The sequence below is a fragment of the Neochlamydia sp. S13 genome (genome assembly GCF_000648235.2).
GTDB lineage: Bacteria > Chlamydiota > Chlamydiia > Chlamydiales > Parachlamydiaceae > Neochlamydia.
This window is the reverse complement of sequence record NZ_AP017977.1, coordinates 1,506,677-1,528,122: the sequence shown is the minus strand read 5'-3', so window position 1 is coordinate 1,528,122 and position 21,446 is coordinate 1,506,677. Positions and strand designations below refer to the sequence as shown.

17 protein-coding genes are annotated in these 21,446 nt (G+C 38.0%); 13 read left to right on the top strand and 4 right to left on the bottom strand.

The window, feature by feature from the left end:
* The first annotated feature begins 2 nt into the window (after positions 1–2).
* Positions 3–263, top strand: a complete 261-nt coding sequence (locus tag TY21_RS05910; RefSeq protein ID WP_130589581.1) for a hypothetical protein — start codon at positions 3–5, stop codon at positions 261–263.
* Positions 264–601: 338 nt separating this feature from the next.
* Here the strand turns inward: TY21_RS05910 and rpsJ are convergent, their stop codons facing one another.
* The 4 genes from rpsJ to rpsL form a co-directional block, all read right to left on the bottom strand.
* Positions 602–958 (bottom strand): 30S ribosomal protein S10, encoded by a 357-nt coding sequence (rpsJ, locus tag TY21_RS05905; protein WP_042236533.1) that lies wholly within the window; start codon positions 956–958, stop codon positions 602–604.
* 13 nt (positions 959–971) lie between these two features.
* Positions 972–3,059, bottom strand: a complete 2,088-nt coding sequence (gene fusA, locus TY21_RS05900) for an elongation factor G (RefSeq protein WP_039383650.1) — start codon at positions 3,057–3,059, stop codon at positions 972–974.
* Positions 3,060–3,077: 18 nt separating this feature from the next.
* The gene (gene rpsG / locus TY21_RS05895) at positions 3,078–3,551 is read right to left on the bottom strand and encodes a 30S ribosomal protein S7 (protein ID WP_039383652.1); all 474 of its coding nucleotides are present in this window, start codon (positions 3,549–3,551) and stop codon (positions 3,078–3,080) included.
* Between the two features lie 187 nt (positions 3,552–3,738).
* Complete coding sequence (gene rpsL, locus TY21_RS05890) at positions 3,739–4,110, bottom strand: 30S ribosomal protein S12 (RefSeq protein ID WP_039383654.1); 372 nt, start codon at positions 4,108–4,110, stop codon at positions 3,739–3,741.
* 212 nt (positions 4,111–4,322) lie between these two features.
* On the opposite strand from rpsL, the gene TY21_RS05885 reads away from it, so the two are divergent.
* The 12 genes from TY21_RS05885 (at position 4,323) to TY21_RS05830 (ending at position 21,428) form a co-directional block, all read left to right on the top strand.
* A complete protein-coding gene (locus tag TY21_RS05885; RefSeq protein ID WP_042236542.1) occupies positions 4,323–5,459 on the top strand; it encodes a 1-deoxy-D-xylulose-5-phosphate reductoisomerase in 1,137 nt (378 codons plus the stop codon).
* A gap of 378 nt (positions 5,460–5,837) precedes the next feature.
* Positions 5,838–7,802: a site-2 protease family protein gene (locus TY21_RS05880; protein WP_042236538.1), complete on the top strand. Its 1,965-nt coding sequence runs from the start codon at positions 5,838–5,840 to the stop codon at positions 7,800–7,802.
* Positions 7,803–8,590: 788 nt separating this feature from the next.
* Positions 8,591–9,685: an IS4 family transposase gene (locus tag TY21_RS05875; RefSeq protein ID WP_130589580.1), complete on the top strand. Its 1,095-nt coding sequence runs from the start codon at positions 8,591–8,593 to the stop codon at positions 9,683–9,685.
* Positions 9,686–9,977: 292 nt separating this feature from the next.
* On the top strand, positions 9,978–11,066 hold the full coding sequence (locus TY21_RS05870) for a U-box domain-containing protein (protein ID WP_042241940.1): 1,089 nt from the start codon (positions 9,978–9,980) through the stop codon (positions 11,064–11,066).
* Positions 11,067–11,094: 28 nt separating this feature from the next.
* Positions 11,095–12,090 carry a hypothetical protein gene (locus TY21_RS05865; protein WP_042241937.1) on the top strand — a complete coding sequence of 332 codons (996 nt, stop codon included), beginning with the start codon at positions 11,095–11,097 and terminating at the stop codon, positions 12,088–12,090.
* Positions 12,091–12,145: 55 nt separating this feature from the next.
* Positions 12,146–12,739, top strand: a complete 594-nt coding sequence (locus tag TY21_RS05860) for a hypothetical protein (protein ID WP_042241934.1) — start codon at positions 12,146–12,148, stop codon at positions 12,737–12,739.
* A gap of 19 nt (positions 12,740–12,758) precedes the next feature.
* Positions 12,759–13,916 (top strand): hypothetical protein, encoded by a 1,158-nt coding sequence (locus tag TY21_RS05855; protein WP_042241931.1) that lies wholly within the window; start codon positions 12,759–12,761, stop codon positions 13,914–13,916.
* A gap of 237 nt (positions 13,917–14,153) precedes the next feature.
* Complete coding sequence (locus TY21_RS05850) at positions 14,154–15,554, top strand: hypothetical protein (protein WP_130589579.1); 1,401 nt, start codon at positions 14,154–14,156, stop codon at positions 15,552–15,554.
* Positions 15,555–15,793: 239 nt separating this feature from the next.
* A complete protein-coding gene (locus TY21_RS05845) occupies positions 15,794–17,194 on the top strand; it encodes a hypothetical protein (protein WP_130589578.1) in 1,401 nt (466 codons plus the stop codon).
* A gap of 239 nt (positions 17,195–17,433) precedes the next feature.
* Positions 17,434–18,834 carry a hypothetical protein gene (locus TY21_RS05840; protein ID WP_130589577.1) on the top strand — a complete coding sequence of 467 codons (1,401 nt, stop codon included), beginning with the start codon at positions 17,434–17,436 and terminating at the stop codon, positions 18,832–18,834.
* Positions 18,835–19,092: 258 nt separating this feature from the next.
* Positions 19,093–20,493 carry a hypothetical protein gene (locus TY21_RS05835; RefSeq protein WP_042240422.1) on the top strand — a complete coding sequence of 467 codons (1,401 nt, stop codon included), beginning with the start codon at positions 19,093–19,095 and terminating at the stop codon, positions 20,491–20,493.
* Between the two features lie 227 nt (positions 20,494–20,720).
* Positions 20,721–21,428 carry a hypothetical protein gene (locus tag TY21_RS05830; RefSeq protein ID WP_042240426.1) on the top strand — a complete coding sequence of 236 codons (708 nt, stop codon included), beginning with the start codon at positions 20,721–20,723 and terminating at the stop codon, positions 21,426–21,428.
* The last annotated feature ends 18 nt before the right edge of the window (positions 21,429–21,446 follow it).

Sequence of the window (21,446 nt, the reverse complement as noted above, 5' to 3'; positions counted from 1 at the left end):
GCATGGCCCCTATAATGACTACTTCAGGTTTTGAGGGAATAGTACCAGGCACCTCTATAACAACTATTGAGGCTCAATTTGGCTCTCCCTATGAGGTAAATCGTTTGCCTAATGGCCTGCAAGAGTATATTTATATCCAGCGTACTTCTCTTTCTTCTTCCGCCGTAGATCAGCTATCTTATATCCTATATGTCTCTCAGGGGAAAGTTATTTCTAAGTGCTTAAAGAGTGATTCTCCAGCTTTATTTATTAATTATTACTAGTTAAAGCCTTGCTAGGCTCTAGCAGCAGAAAGAAAAGCTAGTAAGATTTTTACTAAAAATAAAAAATGATATTCTTCATAAGCTCTATACGCTTTTAAGCAGCTTCCTTAAGTATAATCCTCTATCTAAGATTAAATAAATTAAGCTAAGAACTTCATTCATTGGGCAAAGAATGTAGAGAAGGGAGGAGTGTTTATACTGCTTGAATAATCTAAGCTTATGAGCTTAGAGAATGGGGACTGTCTAGGGGGCTTTTTTGCTTAAATCAGCAAAAGACTATGAAAGAGAGAAAAAGCTGTAGAACTTAAGCCAAGCTAAGCTCTACAGCATAAAAACAATTACGCTTTAATTTTGATGTCCACGCCCGCTGGCAAGGTCAACGTTTTAAGAGCGTCGATAGTTTTGCCGGTGGGGTTAAGGATGTCAATAAGACGTTTGTGCGTGCGCATCTCAAATTGCTCACGCGATTTGCGGTCAATGTTAGGTGAGCGCAAAACAGTAAATTTTACAATACGTGTGGGTAGAGGAATAGGACCAGCTATTGCTGCACCTGTACGCTTTGCTGTTTCTACAATATCTTCAGTAGAACGGTCGAGGATACGTTGGTCGTATCCTTTAAGCCTAATACGAATCTTTTGACGCGCCGGCTTGTGCACCTTTTCTTGCTTTATTTGTTTCTCTTGTTGTTTTGCCATAGGATGATAAACCTTATTTCTTGATAATTTCTTCTTGTATTTTTGCCGGCACTTTTTCAAAGTGGCTAGGTTCCATCACATAGGTTGCACGTCCTGAGGATAGCGAGCGCAACAAGGTGGAGTAACCAAACATTTCGCTAAGAGGAACCTCAGCATGGATGAGGACCGCACCTTTATGGTTTTCTTGGCCTAAAATCTGCCCACGGCGACGGTTAAGATCGCCAATTACATCGCCCATATATTGTTCAGGGGTAGTCACATCCACTTTCATGATAGGCTCTAATAAAATCGGCTTACCCTTTTTAGCAGCGTCCTTAATAGCCATAGAACCACAAATTTTAAAGGCCATCTCGTTAGAGTCGACATCATGGTAGGAACCAAACACAATAGAGACTTTAACATCTACTAGATTGTATCCAGCAAGCACACCCGTAGCAAGGCCTTCTTCAATCCCTTTGATTGTGGGAGGTATATATTCTCTTGGAATCGATCCCCCTACAATTTTGCTAACAATTTCATTACCCTTGCCTTTCTCGTTTGGTTCAATTTCTAGCTCGACGTGAGCATATTGACCACGGCCGCCGGATTGTTTAACAAATTTAGTTTGGCTAGCAGCTGCTGAGGTAATTGTTTCTTTATAAGAAACTTGCGGTTTACCGACGCTAGCTTCTACATTGAATTCGCGCTTCATACGATCGTGCAAGATCTCAAGGTGAAGTTCGCCCATACCTGCAATGATTGTTTGACCCGTTTCTTCATTAGTGTAAACTCGGAAAGTAGGATCCTCTTCGGATAAGGAAGAAAGAGCCTGAGCTAGCTTTTCACGGTCTCCTTTAGATTTCGGCTCAATAGCCATAGAAATTACAGATTCTGGAAACTCCATTTTTTCGAGCAAGATAGGGTGCTCAGGAGAACAGATTGTGTCGCCTGTGCTAGCTTTCTTTAACCCAATACAAGCTGCAATGTCGCCTGTATAAAATTCGTCTTTCTCTTTACGCTGGTTGGCATGCATTTCTAAAAGACGGGAGATTCTTTCTTTACTATCTTTGGTACTGTTAATTAAGTTCATCCCTTTCACTAAGGTACCGCTATAAATACGAATGTAAGTTAAACGGCCCACGTAAGGGTCTGTCATGATCTTAAAAGCTAAGGCAGCAAAAGGCGCATTATCTTCGGGTTTCAAAAAGATATCTTCATTGGTTTTAAGATCATGGGCTTTAATTTGACCCCGATCAAGAGGAGATGGCATCCAGTTAACAACCGCGTCAAGCAGGTGCTGTACGCCTTTGTTTTTGAAAGCTGAACCGCATAGTACCGGAGTAAATTTGTTTGTACATACACCTTTACGGATGACTGTATTGATTTCATCCACTGTTAAAGAGTCGGGATTTTCCAAAACTTTTGTCATGAATTCTTCATTATTTTCATCTATAGTGGCTAGTTCATCCAATAACTCTGAACGCAATTGCTGGCATTTTTCCAGAAGATCTGCAGGAATGTCTGCCTCTTCCCAGTCGGCCCCTAAAGTTTCATCGTGGAAGAAAAAAGCTCTCATGCAGACTAGATCAACCATACCTTTGAATTCCGACTCTGCGCCGATAGGGCAGTGAACGGGGATCGCATTAGCGTGAAGCTTTTCACGCATGGTTTTAATCGCATCGAAAAAGTCCGCCCCGATACGGTCCATCTTGTTAACAAACGCAATGCGTGGGACACCGTATTTGTCTGCTTGACGCCATACTGTTTCAGACTGAGGTTCTACTCCAGAAACTGAGCAAAATACAGCTACTGAACCATCTAAAACTCGCAAGGAACGTTCAACTTCAATGGTGAAATCCACGTGGCCAGGAGTATCGATAATATTAATTTTGCACTCTTTCCAGAAAACCGTGGTTGCAGCGGAAGTAATCGTAATGCCACGCTCTTGCTCTTGCTCCATCCAGTCCATGGTAGCCGCGCCTTCGTGCACTTCACCCATGCGGTGTGTACGGCCGGTATAATACAGAATTCTTTCTGTTGTTGTAGTTTTACCGGCATCAATGTGAGCCATGATACCAATATTACGTACATTTTTAATGTGTTCTTTCTCAGGTCTAGCCATAATTAATTCTTTCCTTCGTTACCATTTATAATGAGCAAAAGCTTTGTTAGCTTCAGCCATTCTATGGGTGTCGTCTTTCTTTTTAATGGTGGTACCTTGATTATGGAAGCAATCAGCTAACTCAGTAGATAGACCATCTTCCATGGAGCGCCCAGTTTTAGCGCGAGAGTGATTGATAATCCATCCCATTGCCATTGCGATACGGCGGTTAGTAGGAATTTCAATAGGTACTTGATAGGTAGCACCACCAATACGCCGGGATTTAACCTCTAAGGCGGGCTTAGCGTTTTCTAAAGCTTGCTCAAAAGCTTCTAAAGGGTTTTCTGCTTTGATGCGCTTGGCAAATTTTTCTAAAGCATTATATACTATTCTGCGAGCTACAGATTTGTTTCCGCCGATCATCACCCTATTGATAAACTTAGCAAGCAAAGTGCTGCCATAAAGTGGTTCAGGGTCAATGTGTCTTTTTTCTGCTCTACGTCTTCTTGACATTTTTTCCTCTTCGTTGATGTATTTTTTTATACTTGGCAGTTTTAAAGCTTCTGCCTTTATCGAAGATCGAATGCTTCACCTGGATTTTAGGAAAATTATCCTATAAGCCTGCGCGTGATTGGCGTTCTTTTTAATAGTTATAGAGCGCGAACCACGGGCCAAAATATCCATTGAGAATATTCTAGCGTTACTTGGGCCGTTTTGCCCCATATTTCGATCTTGATTTTTTGCGATTCTGTACAGCTGCACAGTCTAATGTTCCTCGTACGATATGATAACGTACACCGGGAAGGTCTTTTACACGACCACCACGGACAAGTACAATGCTATGTTCTTGCAGATTATGCCCTTCACCACCAATATAGGCGATTACTTCTTGGCCGGTTGATAAACGTACCCATGCTACTTTACGAAGAGCTGAATTGGGCTTTTTAGGTGTTTTAGTTTTTACCTGTAAGCAAACGCCACGTCTTTGTGGACATTTTAGCAAAGCAGGAGACTTGCTACGTCTTTTTTTAGGTGTACGAGGTTGCCGTACAAGTTGGTTAATTGTGGGCATGTGATTCCCTTTCTCCTTATTAATTAATGATAAGTGCCCCTTCTCATGAGATAGATTTTGAGAAGCTATGGGGGGTAGTATAGGAAAAAAATACTTTTATGAAAAGAAGTTTTGTTCACTCGGCTACTAGATATGTATCTACGGCTTGCTTGCCTGCCATTGACTTTATTCATTTTTCAGCTATACTTTTTCTTTCAAATACAAAGGATAGCATGAAGAATCTCTCAATTTTGGGCAGTACAGGCTCAATTGGTCTAAATACATTGAAAGTAGCCCGGCATTTGAAAGATAAATTTCGAATAGTAGCTCTTGCCGCTAAATCTAATGTTGATTTGCTAGAGCAGCAAGCTCGTGAGTTTCATCCAGAGTTAATCTGTGTCTACGATGAAAAAATGGCGATGGAACTAAAAAGGAAACTTCCTGAGGTAGAAGTGGTGGCAGGTCTTGAAGGTCTGCAAGCAGTAGCTACGCATGGAAAGGCGGAAATGGTCATTTCTGCGATGACGGGGACGAAAGGATTAGCTCCTACAGTAGCTGCTATCCAAGCAGGTAAAAACGTAGGATTAGCTAATAAAGAATCTTTAGTTTCGGGTGGAGAGCTTATCATGTCATTAATTAAAAAGAATGGCGTGCATCTACTTCCTATTGATAGTGAGCATAGTGCTCTTTTCCAATGCTTGAATGGAGAAGATCCTAAAAAAATTGATCGCATGATTCTCACTGCTTCAGGAGGTCCTTTTCGTACTTGGTCTAGCGAGCAGCTAGCTCAAATAAGTGTTGAGCAAGCATTGGCTCATCCTACCTGGAATATGGGCCCTAAAGTGACGATTGATTGTTCGACATTGATGAATAAGGGATTAGAAGCGATAGAAGCGCATTGGTTGTTTAGCGTACCTATGGAGCAAATTGAGGTTGTCATTCACCCTCAAAGTTTGATACATAGCATGATCGAATTTACAGATGGATCAATAATGGCACAAATGGGAGAGCCTAACATGATTGTTCCCATTCAATATGCCATGACTTATCCAGAACGCGATCAAGGAATGTTGCCTAGATTTGATTTTACAAGAATTCACGAATTTCAATTCTATCCTCCTGATTTCAAAAAATTTCCTTGTTTGGGCCTTGCATTTGAGGCCATACGTCAGGGAGGTAGCTTACCTTGTTATATGAATGCTGCTAATGAGGTTTTAGTTAACCGCTTTCTAAACAAGGAAATTGGCTGGCAAGATATTAGTAATAAATTAGAAAAATTGATGAACGCTCATCCCTTATCCAAGGTAGATACTTTAGAAGATGTGCTTACTATCGATGAGATAGCGCGAGAAGAAGCTAAAAAAGCTTAAAAACAAAGCTTATAGGTTTTTTATATGAAAGGGTGCCATCTAGGGTTGCGACGCTATCTTAAGGAAAAGAAAAGATGAAATAAATTTTATTATGTGCCTTAGATTCTTTTGGCTTTACGAAAAGCCTAACGTTAAATTCTTCACTTATCCGTTTTTATGGTAAATTACTTTGGGCTTAATTTCTAATTAGAGCTAGCTTAAGTAACGATAAAAACCTAAAAATTTAAAAGAGACTGATTTATAAAGAAATCAGCTTTTAATTCCTCTGATCTGACCGGGCTGGTCGTGCAGTTTTAGTGTTGCTAAAGCTTTTGTTTTATGGCATACTCTTGTCTTCTTAATCATTCATTTTTGTTAAATTAAAGGGTTATATTGCTCATGATCTTTAGCTTTTTGTACATTATACTTGCTGTTCTTGCACTGAGTTTTTTGATTTTTATTCACGAGCTAGGTCATTATTATATGGCCCGCAGAGTAGGCATGCGGGTAGAAATATTTGCTATCGGATTTGGTAAGCCTATATTCTCTTGGATACGCGACGGAGTTAAATGGCAGATTGGTTGGATCCTTTTTGGAGGTTATGTCAAGATTGCAGGCCAAGATCTTGGTAAAGATCAATCTTCTTACGAGGCGCCTGACAGCTTTTTTAGCAAACGTCCTATAGAGCGAATTAAAGTAGCTTTTATGGGACCCTTTGTTAATCTTTTATTCGCATTTTTGGTTTTTTGCCTACTTTGGGTGAGTGGAGGAAGGTACAAAAACTTTAGCGAGTACACTTCTAAAATTGGCTGGATAGATCCTAAATCTGAACTTTATAAACACAATGTGCGCCCTGGTGATGAGCTTAGTTCTTACGATAATAAACAGTTTCAAAGCTCTAAAGATCATTTGTATGCGGCTATGATGGGTGCTCATACCATCCAGGTACAAGGAAAAAAGGTGGCATACGACGCAGGTGTGAAAACTCCTTTTGAGTTTACTGTAAAAACTTATCCTCATCCTGCGGCTATGGAAAAAGGAATTTTGACTACTGGCATTCTACAACCCGCCAATTATATCCTTTACGATAGGCTACCTAATGGAGCTGAAAATCCTTTACCTGATGGTTCGCCTTTGCAAGGAAGCGGAATTCAATATGGCGATCGTATTGTGTGGGCAGATGGAGAATTGATCTTTTCCTCCATGCAGCTTAGTAGCATGCTGAATGATGATCGGGTCTTACTAGTTGTGCAAAGAGGGGATAAGCGCTTATTAGCTAGAGCGCCCCGCGTTCCCGTGCAAGAGTTGCGGTTTGATACCCATATAAAAGATGAGTTAACCGATTGGCAGTATGCGGTGGAGTTAAACCACCTAAAATTACAAGATCTTTACGTCCTGCCTTACAATTTAACTAATCAAGCTGTAGTAGAAAATTCTCTTAAATTTATTGATAAGGAAAAAGAAGAGGAAGCATTCCCTCCCGTTCCTTTTTCATCCCTTGAAGCCGCTTTACAGCCTGGCGATAAAATTCTTGCTATTCATAATACTCCTATTAAGAGTTCTGCTGAATTATTGAAACAATTGCAATCAAAAAGAGTAACACTTATCGTGCAAAGAGAGCTTAAAGTTCCTACTCCTCTTTCTTGGCAAGAGGCCGATAAGGCTTTTGATCAAAAGCTGCATTGGCAGGATTTACAAAAGATTATTGATGGGATAGCTGCTTTAAATCCCTTGCAGCAAGTCGGTGAATTTGTTCTTTTAAATCCTCTCGAACCTAAAACTCGTAGTCAAATTTTCTTATCACCTGAAAAACAGGCATGGCTAGCAGCAGAAACCCTTCAGGAAAAAAAGCAAATAGAAGCTGTTGAAGATCCTGAGCTAAGGGCACGTGCTATGCAACATTTTACCGTTAAAGAAAAAGAATTGATGCTTGGGCTTCCTGCCGCTCAAGATGCCAAAGTTAATTATAATCCTGCCCCCACTCAAATGTTTATGAGCGTTTTCGATGAGATTTGGCGTACTCTAAAAGCTTTATTTACCGGAGCGCTTAATCCTAAGTGGATGAGTGGCCCGATTGGTATTGTGCAAGTGGTGCATGATAGCTGGATGATTAGCATGCAAGACGCTTTATTTTGGATAGGAGCGATTAGTCTTAATCTAGGAATCTTAAATCTCTTACCCGTTCCTGTCTTAGATGGAGGAACAATCGTAATGTCCTTTATGGAAATGCTTACAGGGAGAAAAATTAGCTCTAAGATGTTAGAAAAATTAGTTTTACCTTTTGCTATACTCCTAATCGGCATGTTTCTATATTTGACCATTAATGATCTAAGTCGTATTTTTGGCGGCTTTTTTCATTGGTAAAAGTTTTCATAGTTCTTAAAAAAATGCCTGTTGCTGGCGGGCAATTTTTTTATTAAGTATCTATAAGCATAGACTTAAGGCTTCTATGAAGGCTCACATGCTTTATTTTTTTAGAATGTAACAAATCTTTAAAAAGCTGCTTTTATTCTAAAGAGGCGTTTGTGGTACTAGCCTATAAGCTAAATTACCTTATAAGGGTCCAGCCTAATTTTTTCTTTATAAGCTTTAAAGCCTTCCTTAGTTGTCTAACCGATTACATGCAGCTTTAATTAGGTCTTGCAAAGCAACATTATGGGATTAAAAGCTATATAATAAGTTGCCTTGTGAGTATCTTTCAGGTTATGCCTTAATAAAAGTCAGCGCATCCTTTCTTCATGGTTATCTAAATTGATTTTTAGACGATCATAACTATAGTAGCCTTCACCTTTTGTCTCTTTTCCTGTCGATAGACTCTGCCCATCTTTTGGCTTAATCTCTACAAGGAATTGGCTGATCGGGCTTTGATCTCAGCCTAAGCTCACATGGTAGTTAGATGACACGGCTAATGGGTGGGGAGAGATTTTTTACTTCTTCTAGTTAATGCTTTTCGGGATAATCTCCCACCATCTGGTCTCCCTTTACTCAAAAAAGGCCGGATTTCATGACTAAAAGCTCTCTATAGCCTCACTTCTGCTCATTGCATTTTTGTCTTAAACTAACTTCTTTAAATACATGAGCTCTGTACAGGACAAAAATTGAAAAAGCCCGTCTAAAAATTTATACTGTTATCTTTTACGAGGAGAAAACAGATGAAAGAAATAGACGAGCTAAGAGAAGTTTTAAGTCAAACTTTAGATTGGAACCGAGCAAGACTTACATGCTTTTGCCAAATTGTTCTAGCTCTTTTTAGGGTTAGAAGCGTTAATCTTACTCAACTAGCCACAGCTTTTCAAGGAAAAGCAAAACTAGACTCCCACTATAAAAGGCTACAGCGCTTTTTCCGAGAACTAAAATTTGACATGTTGGATGCTTTTAAAATCATTTTACAAATATTTCCTATTAAAAGGAAAGTATGGCTGATTATAGATAGAACAAATTGGCAGGTAGGTAGCAAAAACATTAATATTTTAACCTTAGCGATGGCCTATGAAGGAACAGCTATTCCGTTGGCCTGGTTTGTGATGAATAAAGCTGGTAATTCCTCTACTAATGAACGCATAGAAGTTTTAGAAAAAGTTATTAGGCAATTAGGCCCATCAAAAATTGCAGGTCTTATTGGAGACAGAGAATTTATAGGGAGTCAATGGTTTGATTATCTGATAAAAAGTGAGATTCCTTTTTATATGCGTATTAGGGAAGACACTCTAGTGGAAGGAGCAAGAAATGGCTATGCAGTTTCTCTTAGAGACGTATTTCGTCATCTAAAAGAGGGTAAAAAAAAAGTGTTAGCTCAACCTTTACAGATGCTCGGCCATTCCTTTTATGTAGCTGCAAGCCGTCTAAAAGATGAGCTTTTACTCGTGGTCACTAATAAAAATCCAAAAAAAGCTATAAGCATCTACAAAACTAGATGGGAAATAGAGACCTTATTTGCTTGTCTAAAAACGCGAGGCTTTTGCTTGGAAGATACGCATTTAACATATACTGACAGAATTGAGAAACTTATCTTTGCCTTAAGTATTGCTTTTTGTTGGGCGTATAAACTAGGTAATATAGCTGCAAATGTAGTCCCTATTAGCATTAAGAAGCATGGTAGAAAAGCTAAAAGTTTGTTTCGCTATGGGTTGGATAAAATAAGGAAAATCTTATTGGGAACACCTAGGTGTTTTAACCTTTTTCTTTGGTTGCTAAAGCTTTTTGACCCCTTGTTATCCTCAAGTATACCTAAGAGGGTTTTTTTATGAAAAAATTATTTTTTGTCCTGTACAGAGATACATGAGTTTTTTAAGTTCTCCATCTGCCAACTAATTATTATAGATTATTATGCTTTATTCCCCCATGCTATAATAAGGGAGTTACATAGAAAGAGAAAAAATAGCGTATTAATAAGGCGAGAATTGATATTGTTGTTTACAAATTAAGATTTTCGGTTTATTCCTTAAAGGAGAAATTAAAAGGAGATTTTACAGGGGAGAGAATTAATTTATAAAAGTTGATATTCTTTATAATTTTTTATGAAAAATGAAAGGAGGGAATATGAGTTCTATTCAACAAGCGATTAACCAAACGTGCGCTATCATGAGACCTATCTTTACTACCATTGATATTAGCCTAGATATTGCACAAATGATTACCGATGAAAATATCTCCAAACTTAAAACCGCGGCGATAGTCTCTCGAACAGCTGTATTAGTACTTAATATATTTTCTTTAGTGGGTGAAAAAAAAGGCCTTTCTAATCATACGTTAAAAACTATCAAAGGAATTGAACTCGGTGCTCGCATGGTGGATGCGCCTATCCAGTTTTCAAAACATATAAAAGATTTAAAAGAGGAGGAATATACAGTATCAGCAATCATCCGCTTGGTTACAAGAGGAGCCATTAATCCTTGTACAGGGATATTAAGAAATATTTGCGAATTGAGTATCTATAATGAAAAAATCTATTTAGAAAAATTGGCTAAAACTTCTGAAGCCATGCGTCCCCACTGGGAATATGATAGTGCTGAGCATCCTAACCTTATCGGATATAAAAAGATTGATCGCCAAGAATGCGAAAGAAATATTCAATTATTTGAAAAAATTAGCGCTGGCTTTAATGTCGCAGAAGCAAGCGTATATAGCATAGAAGCCAGCTACTATCTGATCATACAAAAATTTTTGGAAGAGGCTTTAAGGCAGGCAGCTACCTGGGGAGGTCAGGGAGGACAACAGGTAATTCAGTATATAAATCAATTGCCAGGAAATGATGCCGCTCAATTGCCTGAAAACATCGTAGATGCAGATAACCTCTTTAACTTTAAAAAATTATCATTAATCCCGGTTGAATTTCACCAAGATCCTACTTTAAGTAAATATAGCTGTCCTTTGACCCTATCTCCTATACGCAATATTGTACAAGATCCCACCGCTCAAGGCGAAGAGCCCATATTCTATGAAAGAGATGCTATTGCTTTATGGCTGGCTAGCAATCAAACTTCTCCTATGACCAGACGTCCCTTAACGCTAGAACAATTATTTCCTCGCTTTGATTTGCAAGAGCTTATTGATGCAAGATTAGAATTTTTTGAAAATGCTGTTAAAGATTTTTTAAGAGAAAAAATTAACGAAAGCTTAGCACATTAGCAACAAGTTTAAAAAGTGAGGATAATCGATGAGCGCACTAGAAATTGCAAGCCTAGTGGTAAAAGGATTAGAAATTATTCCCGCCGCCACAGAAATTATACGTGTATGTCACAAGCCAGATCGCTTAAATACTGAGGAGAAAGTATCTATAACGGCCGAAGCTCTTTTTGTTTTTTTTAGAGCCTTGGAAGTCGGCTTTCAAGGCACACGCCTAGCCACACCTGAAAAAGTGGATCAATTTTGTAAGGAAATAGGAGTTTCGGCAGACGAGGTTAAAATTGGTTTAACCCTTTCTTCTAATTTTGCAGACGTTGGACGCATAACTTGCCATAAAATAGGTTCTAATGAGCGTTTGTCTATAGCTGTGATAGATATTTTAGCAGTAGCCATCTTTAAAGTAAGCGAAACTGTCGATCAGATTTCTAAATTAGAGACCTTATCCGCTCAAACAAAAGAAGCTTTAAGTTGGGTGGACACAGGTGGAAGCCTTGCCGCTACTAGTCTTAGTATGGGAGTTACAAGCTATCGAGTTTATACTAACAGAGAGAAAATCTTCTTGGCGACAAAGCTTATCTTTAAATATTTAGCTCACATCCATCAAGAGCCTGTGGTTGTAGAAATAAAAGGTAAATATGAAGAGGATGCGAATAAAAATGCTGAAATTTTAAATACCAAGTATAGGCAGTTATTATTACGCATGATTGAGTGGTATAATTTAGAAGAAATTCCCAGTACCTTTCATAAAGACCCTATTTTCTCTCAATACATATGTGCTATCACCGGTAAACCTATTCGAAGGCCTGTTAGAGCCTTGCATGGCTTGGGAAAAACACTTTATGAACGTACAGAATTGTATCGATGGAAGGCTCAGCACCCCCATGAGATTCCTAATCATTGGCCAGAAGATATTCCTTTTGTGCCTCAAAATATGATGAGCGACAAGAAGATCCAAAAGATTATTGATGCACGCCTAGAAGAGTGCGCAAGTTTTTTTAAAATTGGGCTTAACACAAGGAGAACTTAAAGAAAATACTAACATTTTATTTTTATATCTTAACCTAAGTTAACCAGGAGTAATCATGATAGTACCTTCAAGTGTTATTAGAGATAAGAACAGCGAAGACGCAGAAGTTATAGAATATATATATAATCGTTTACCTAAGAACGGGACTTTTTCTAAAACAGATATTAAAGTTTCTAGAGTCATCTATGATTGGGCAAAAGGAGCTGAACATCCTACAAGCAAGCCCCTTAATAAATACTGTGAAATAACCAGAAAAATTACTCTAAAAAGGCAAACGGCTTCAAAAATAGGTGAAGGATTTCAAGCCTTTTTCTTAACATTTTTAAATATGGCTCAAAATAAATATAATTTAGATGAGGCACATGTAGCTTATGCAAAAACCGCCATTGAAGAAATTCTCTCGGATGAGCACTTAGAAGATAACCAAAATAGTCGAGAGCTTAAAAGTTTGTATGTCAACTGTAAAACCATAGTTGTTTATCAATCATTAGAAACAGAAGAACACAGTTTCGGTCCCTTATTCGCAGATGGGCAAGGAATAGCCTATACGTGTACAGCTGCTGTAGTTGCACACCGAATTACTCCTTTAGCTCTCAGCGTCATTGCAACTGTTTTGCAAGCCTCTAAATCGTCATGTACACTTTTTTAATTAAAGGGAGATGTTTTATATGCACAATATAGAAAATTCATTATGCCAATCGTCTCAATATACATTAACAAATACAAATTTACACGAACAAGGTATCATAGAAGCTTCTTTAGAAGAGTTTGAAAATAAGGATACGCCTTTTGGTGATCTTTTAGGGGATGCTCGAATGCAGCTTCAGGATAACCAGTCTAGAGATGTATACAATCGCAAAGAACCAAAAGAACTACAGGGGTTGCTTAGACAATCTATCGAGAATATTGCTAACATTTACGAAGCCTCTAAAGAATTAAGCAAGCCTTCTAGAAGCAAACAATATTCTTTATTAGTCTCAGAGGTAGAAGAAGAAGTAGCTAAAATAAAAATCCTCGGTAAAGTTTTAACCGATAAAGATCAGGTGGTAGAGAGTAAGCAGATAGAAGACCAAGAGAAGGTACTCAAGCAGATGTATAAAGATATGCCCTTAGGAGAGAGCGTTCTACTTAGGTGGGATATAGAGATGATGAAAGGTATGTCACGTCGTCCCGCAGAAAAGATTTACACTACTCCTTGTGGAACATTTGAAAATCCTAATGTGTCCCGCTTAGAATTATCGCGCTGGTTTTCATCCTATATAACAGAAGGGGCTTTCTTTGGTTTTTGTTGTATGTTTAGGGAGCATGAGCTAGGAGAGGAAAAAGATTTTAATAGGATGTTTACGTGTATTAATCTTGTTAAAAATGATGAACAAAGAAAAATAGAAAGAAAGCTTTATAATGGCACTCCTTCCTTGTGGAAAAATATTCAATCTTCCCTTTTTTCTATCGGTCGAAGTCTTTTATCTAAAGGTCAATCCTCGGATGAAGCTGAAGAAAAAAAAGAGATTCAAGCATTAAGCTTACCCTCCACAGAAGCAAGTGAAGCTGGATTTATAAGCCTTCCTAACAAGCCTGCAAGCAATTATCAGATCAAGCAGCAAAAGGTACTAGCAAAGCTTGCACAAGATTTGCCGGCGATGATGGAAGTATGGAATGTGAGCTCCTTTCAAATTCTAACTTCCGAGCAAATGCTAGCTGAAGGCTACGAATATGAAGCCGCTTATTCAGGAGATAGAATTCTGCTTTTCCATAAACGGGTAGAAAACCAAGAGGATGCAATTGCAGCCATGGATCCATTATCAACTCAAGGAAAATCGGATTAGCAAAGAGCTAAAAATATGAATTAATCGTATATAATTGTTTCCCTACCTGCATTTTTATATAAAATGCAGGTGTTTAATTAATAGATGAGAAACGAGCAGAATGATAGTTTGATAATAAACAAGTGTTTTCTATTTTAAATTTGAGGGAAGAAGATTAACATAATTTATTAGCTTTATGCTAATTTGTGTTGTTAATAAGGAGTTGCTTTCCTCTTAATAATTCAGCAGGAACCCAGTATGCCTTATCATTTGACCAATCATCCGAGAAAATATGATTTATCTTACAAAGATATAGGACTATCTTTAATCACAGGCTTATCAGGAGCTCCTTATGCTAGCCGACATTGGCAGCTCTCTAACTATGCCAAAGCTAAGCATTGCTTAGGCCATCGTTTGATTGCCTGTATAGAAAGTATTCCTTTTGCGGGTGCTTTGGCAGCTATCCTCGAAAGAATTATTGTTTTCATCCAAGAAAAGCTTGTAAAAGATGGCGCGCTAACCAAGCATAGAGCTGGTACTTTACCATCTTACCCTACCTTAGCTAACACTCTTCCGGTTTCTCACCTAACTGCCATTAATTCCCCTCCACAGGAGATATCTATATTGGGATTACTCGATAATGGCCAGTACAGCTTGCAAGACAAGCAATCTAGGGAGATATACACTAGCAAGGAACCGCAAGAACTACGGGTCTTACTCAAACAATCTGTCGAAAATATTGCTAGTACTTTTGAGGCTTCTAAAGAATTAAGGAAGCCTTCTAGAAGCAAACAATATTCTTTGTTGGTCTCAGAGGTAGAAGAAGAAATAGCTAAAATAAAAATTTTAGGTAAAGTTTTAACCGATAAAGATCAGCTGGTAGAGAGTAAGCAGATAGAAGACCAAGAGAAGGTACTCAAGCAGATGTATAAAGATATGCCCTTAGGAGAGAGCGTTCTACTTAGGTGGGATATAGAGATGATGAAAGGTATGTCACGTCGTCCCGCAGAAAAGATTTACACTACTCCTTGTGGAACATTTGAAAATCCTAATGTGTCTCACTTAGAACTATCACGTTGGTTCTCAACTTACATAACAGAAGGGGATTTCTTTGGTTTTTGTTGTATGTTTAGGGAGCATGAGCTAGGAGAGGAAAAAGATCTTAATAGAATGTTTACTTGCATTAATCTTACTAAAAATGATGACCAAAGAAAAATAGAAAGAAAGCTTTATAATGGCACGCCCTCCTTTTGGAAAAATATTCAATCTTCGCTTTTTTCTATCGGTCGAACTCTTTTATCTAAAGATCAATCCTCGGATGAAGCTGAAGAAAAAGAAGAGATTCAAGCATTAAGTTTGCCCTCCACAGAAGCAAGTGTAGCTGGATTTATAAGCCTTCCTACCAAGCCCGTAAGCAATTATCAGATCAAGCAGCAAAAGGTACTAGCAAAGCTTGCACAAGATTTGCCTGCGATGATGGAAGTATGGAATGTGGATTCCTTTCAAATTTTAACTTCCGAGCAAATGCTAGCCGAAGGCTATGAATATGAAGGTGCTTATTCGGGAGACAGAATTTTGCTTTTCCATAAACAGGTAGAAAACCAAGGGACTGCAATTGCAGCCATCAATCCTTTTCCCTCTCCAGAGAAATCGGATTAGCAAAGAATAGAAAATATAAGTTAATAATATCTCCTTATTTTACACCTGCATTTTTATATAAAATGCAGGTTGTTAACTAGTATATAAGAAGTGAGCAAAATGATAGATTGGTAGTTGATAAAGTGCTTTTTAACTTACCTTTAAGAAAAACAAGGTTAATATAATTTTTTTGGCTTTATACTAATTTGTATTGTTAATAAGTGATTGCTTTCCTCTTAAAAATTCACTAGGGTTTAGGTATGTCTTATCATTTAACAGATCATCCTAGAAAATATAGTTTATCTTACCAAGATATAGGATTATCTTTAATTACAGGCTTATCAGGAGCTCCTTATGCTAGCCGACATTGGCAGCTCTCTAACCATGCCAAAGCTAAGCACTGCTTAGGCCATCGTTTGATTGCCTGTATAGAAAGTATTCCTCTTGCAGGTGCTTTGGCAGCTATCGTCGAAAGAATTATTGTTTTTATCCAAGAAAATCTTTTAAAAGATGGTAGACTAACCAAGCATAAAGCTGGTACTTCACCTTCTTGCCATACTATAGCTAACACTCTTGCTGTTTCTCACCTAGCTAGCACTAGTTCTCCTCCCTATCAGACATCTATATTGGGATTGCTCGATCATGGCCAGTACAGCTTGCAAGATAAGCGATCTAGAGAGACGTACGATCGCAAAGAACCGCAAGAACTACGGGTCTTACTCAACCAATCTGTCGAGAATATTGCTAGCACTTATGAGGCTTCTAGAAAGCTAATGAAACCTTCTAGAAGCAAACAATATTCTTTGTTGGTCTCAGAGGTAGAAGAAGAGGTAGCTAAAATAAAAATCCTAGGTAAAGTTTTAACTGAAAAAGATCAGCTGGTAGAGAGTAAGCAGATAGAAGACCAAGAGAAGGTTCTTAAGCAGATGTATAAAGATATGCCTTTGGGAGAAAGCGTTCTACTTCGATGGGATATAGAGATGATGAAAGGTATGTCACGTCGTCCCGCAGAAAAGATTTACACTACTTCTTGTGGAACATTTGAAAATCCTAATGCCTCCCATTTAGAATTATCACGTTGGTTTTCACCCTATATATATGAGGGAAGCTACGAATGCTTTAGTTGTATGTATAGGTTGCATGGTTTAGCGGAAAGAAAAGGTTATAATAAAATGTTTACTTGCATTGGCTTGGATAAGAAGGAAGAACAAAGAAAAATAGAAAGAAAGCTTTATAATGGCACTCCTTCCTTGTGGAATAATATTCAATCTTCGCTTTTTTCTATCGGTCGAACTCTTTTATCTAAGGATCAATCCTCTGGCGAAGTTGAAGAAAAAAAAGAGACTCCAGCATTAAGCTTACCCTCCACAGAAGCAAGTGCGGCGGGATTTATAAGCCTTCCTACCAGACACGTAAGCAATTATCAGATCAAGCAGCAAAAGGTACTAGCAAAGCTTGCACAAGATTTGCCGGCGATGATGGAAGTATGGAATGTGGACTCCTTTCAAATTTTAACTTCCGAGCAAATGCTAGCCGAAGGCTATGAATATGAAGGTGCTTATTCGGGTGATAGAATTTTACTTTTCCATAAACGAGTAGAAAACCAAGAAGTTGCAATTGCAGCCATCAATCCTTTGCCCCCTCCAGTGAAATCAGATTAGCAAAGAGTAGAAAATATAAGTTAATAATATCTCCTTATTTTACATCTGCATTTTATATAAAATGCAGGTTGTTAACTAGTATATAAGAAGTGAGCAAAATGATAGATTGGTAGTTGATAAAGTGCTTTTTAAATTACCTTTAAGCAAAACAAGATTAATATGATTTTTTTTGGCTTTATACTAATTTGTATTGTTAATAAGTGGTTGCTTTCCTCTTAAAAATTCACCAGGGTTTAGGTATGTCTTATTATTTAACCGATCATCCTAGAAAATATAGTTTATCTTACCAAGATATAGGGTTATCTTTAATAACAGGCTTATCAGGAGCTCCTTACGCTAGTCGACATTGGCAGCTCTCTAACTATGTCAAAGCTAAGCATTGCTTAGGCCATCGTTTGATTGCCTGTATAGAAAGTATTCCTTTTGCAGGTGCTTTGGCAGCTATCGTCGAAAGAATTATTGTTTTTATACAAGAAAAGCTTTTAAAAGATGGTAGGCTAACCAATCATAAAGCTGGTACTTCATCTTCTTGCCATGCTATAGCTAACACTCTTGCTGTTTCTCACCTAGCTAGCACTAGTTCACCTCCCCATCAGACATCTATATTGGGATTACTTGATAATGGCCAGTACAGCTTGCAAGACAAGCAATCTAGAGAGATATACACTAGCAAGGAACCGCAAGAACTACGGGTCTTACTCAAACAATCTGTCGAGAATATTGCTAGCACTTATGAGGCTTCTAAAAAATTAATAAAACCTTCTAAAAGTAAACAATATTCTCTATTAGTCTCAGAGGTAGAAGAAGAAGTAGCTAAAATAAAAATCCTAGGTAAAGTTTTAACTGACAAAGATCAGCTGGTAGAGAGTAAGCAGATAGAAGACCAGGAGAAGGTACTCAAGCAGATGTATAAAGATATGCCCCTGGGAGAAAGCATTCTACTCCGATCGGATATAGAAAGAATGAAAAGTTTGTCACGTCGTCCCGCAGAAAAAACTTATATCACTTCTTATGGAACATTTGAAAATCCTAATGTTTCTTCTGTGGAATTATCGCGTTGGTTTTCACCCTACATATATGAGGGAAACTACGAATGCTTTAGCTGTATGTACAGAGAGCATGATATAGTAAAAGAGAAAAACTTTAATAGAATGTTTACTTGCATTGGCTTGGATAAGAAGGAAGAACAAAGAAAAATAGAAAGGAAGCTTTATAATGGCACGCCCTCCTTTTGGAAAAATATTCAATCTTCGCTTTTTTCTATCGGTCGAACTCTTTTATCTAAAGATCAATCCTCGGATGAAGCTGAAGAAAAAGAAGAGATTCAAGCATTAAGTTTGCCCTCCACAGAAGCAAGTGTAGCTGGATTTATAAGCCTTCCTACCAAGCCCGTAAGCAATTATCAGATCAAGCAGCAAAAGGTACTAGCAAAGCTTGCACAAGATTTGCCGGCGATGATGGAAGTATGGAATGTGGATTCCTTTCAAATTTTAACTTCCGAGCAAATGCTAGCCGAAGGCTATGAATATGAAGGTGCTTATTCAGGAGACAGAATTTTACTTTTCCATAAAAGGGTAGAAAACCAAGGGGCTGGGATGGCAGCCATCGCCCCTTTGCCACCTCAAGAAAAATTTGATTAACAAAGAGTAGAAAACATAGATTAATGATATCCTCTTATTTCATCCCTGTATTTTTATATAAAATGCTGACCGTTAATTAATAGTTGATATATGAATTGATATAGGAGAATTAAGTAAAATGATATATTGATAGGTGATAAAATGCTTTTTAATTTACCTTTAAGAAATAGAATATTAATTTAAAATTTTCTGCCATTTATTAACTGGCGTTATTAATAGAAAGTTGCTTTCCCTATAAAAATTCACCAGGGTTTAGGTATGTCTTATCATTTAACCGATCATCCTAGAAAATATGATTTATCTTATCAAGATATAGGGTTATCTTTAATTACAGGCTTATCAGGAGCTCCTTACGCTAGCCGGCATTGGCAGCTCTCTAACCATGCCAAAGCTAAGCACTGCTTAGGCCATCGTTTGATTGCCTGTATAGAAAGTATTCCTCTTGCAGGTGCTTTGGCAGCGATCCTCGAAAGAATTATTGTTTTTATCCAAGAGAAGCTTTTAAAAGATGGTAGACCAACCAAGCATAAAGCTGGTACTTCACCTTCTTGCCATACTATAGCTAACACTCTTGCGGTTTCTCACCTAGCTAGCACTAGTTCTTCTCCCCATCAGATATCTATATTGGGATTACTTGATAATGGCCAGTACAGCTTGCAAGATAAGCGATCTAGAGAGACGTACGAGCGCAAAGAACCGCAAGAACTACAAGTTTTACTCAAACGATCTGTTGAGAATATTGCTAACATTTACGAGGCCTCTAGAAAGCTAATGAAACCTTCTAGAAGCAAACAATATTCTTTGTTGGTCTCAGAGGTAGAAGAAGAGGTAGCTAAAATAAAAATCCTCGGTAAAGTTTTAACTGAAAAAGATCAGGTGGTAGAGAGCAAGCAGATAGAAGATCAGGAGAAGGTACTCAAGCAGATGTATAAAGATATGCCCCTGGGAGAAAGCATTCTACTCCGATCGGATATAGAGATGATGAAAAGTTTGTCACGTCGTCCCGCAGAAAAAACTTATATCACTTCTTATGGAACATTTGAAAATCCTAATGTATCGCGCTTAGAATTATCACGCTGGTTTTCATCCTATATAACAGAAGGGGCTTTCTTTGGTTTTTGTTGTATGTTTAGGGAGCATGAGCTAGGAGAGGAGAAAGATTTTAATAGGATGTTTACGTGCATTAATCTGGTTAAAAATGATGAACAAAGAAAAATAGAAAGAAAGCTTTATAATGGCAAGCCCTCCTTTTGGGAAAATATTCAGTCTTCACTTTTTTCTATCGGTCGAACTCTTTTATCTAAAGATCAATCCTCTAGCAAAGTTGAAGAAAAAAAAGTGACTCGAGCATTAAGCTTACCCTCCACAGAAGCAAGTGTAGCTGGATTTATAAGCCTTCCTACCAAACCCGTAAGCAATTATCAGATCAAGCAGCAAAAGGTACTAGCAAAGCTTGCACAAGATTTGCCGGCAATGATGGAAGTATGGAATGTGGATTCCTTTCAAATTTTAACTTCGGAACAAATGCTAGCTGAAGGCTATGAATATGAAGGTGCTTATTCGGGCGACAGAATTTTGCTTTTCCATAAACGGGTAGAAGACCAAGAGGCTGCAAGCTCAGCCATGGATCCATTAGCAACTCAAGGAAAATCGAATTAGCAAAGAGCTATTAATCGTACATACTCGTTTCCTGCCTGCATTTTTATATAAAATGCAGGTGTTTAATTACTAGATGAGAAACGAGCAGAATGATAGTTTGATAATAAACAGAGTGTTTTCTATTTTAAATTTGAGGGAAGAAGATTAATATAATTTATTAGCTTTATACTAATTTGTGTTGTTAATAAGAAGTTGCTTTCCCTATAAAAATTCACCAGGGTTTAGGTATGCCTTATCATTTGACCAATCATCCGAGAAAATATGATTTATCTTATCAAGATATAGGATTATCTTTAATTACAGGCTTATCAGGAGCTCCTTACGCTAGTCGGCATTGGCAGCTCTCTAACTATGCCAAAGCTAAGCATTGCTTAGGCCATCGTTTGATTGCCTGTATAGAAAGTATTCCTTTTGCAGGCGCTTTGGCAGCGATCCTCGAAAGAATTATTGTTTTTATCCAAGAAAAGCTTTTAAAAGATGGTAGACCAACCAAGCATAAAGCTGGTACTTCACCTTCTGGCCATGCTATAGCTAACACTCTTGCGGTTTCTCACCTAGCTAGCACTAGTTCACCTCCCCATCAGACATCTATATTGGGATTGCTCGATCATGGCCAGTACAGCTTGCAAGATAAGCGATCTAGAGAGATATACACTAGCAAGGAACCGCAAGAACTACGGGTTTTACTCAGACGATCTGTTGAGAATATTGCTAACATTTACGAGGCCTCTAGAAAGCTAATGAAACCTTCTAGAAGCAAACAATATTCCTTATTAGTTTCAGAGGTAGAAGAAGAAGTAGCTAAAATAAAGATTTTAGGTAAAGTTTTAACTGACAAAGATCAGGTGGTAGAGAGTCAGCAGATAGAAGACCAGGAGAAGGTTCTTAAGCAGATGTATAAAGATATGCCCTTGGGAGAAAGCATTCTACTCTGATCGGATATAGAGATGATG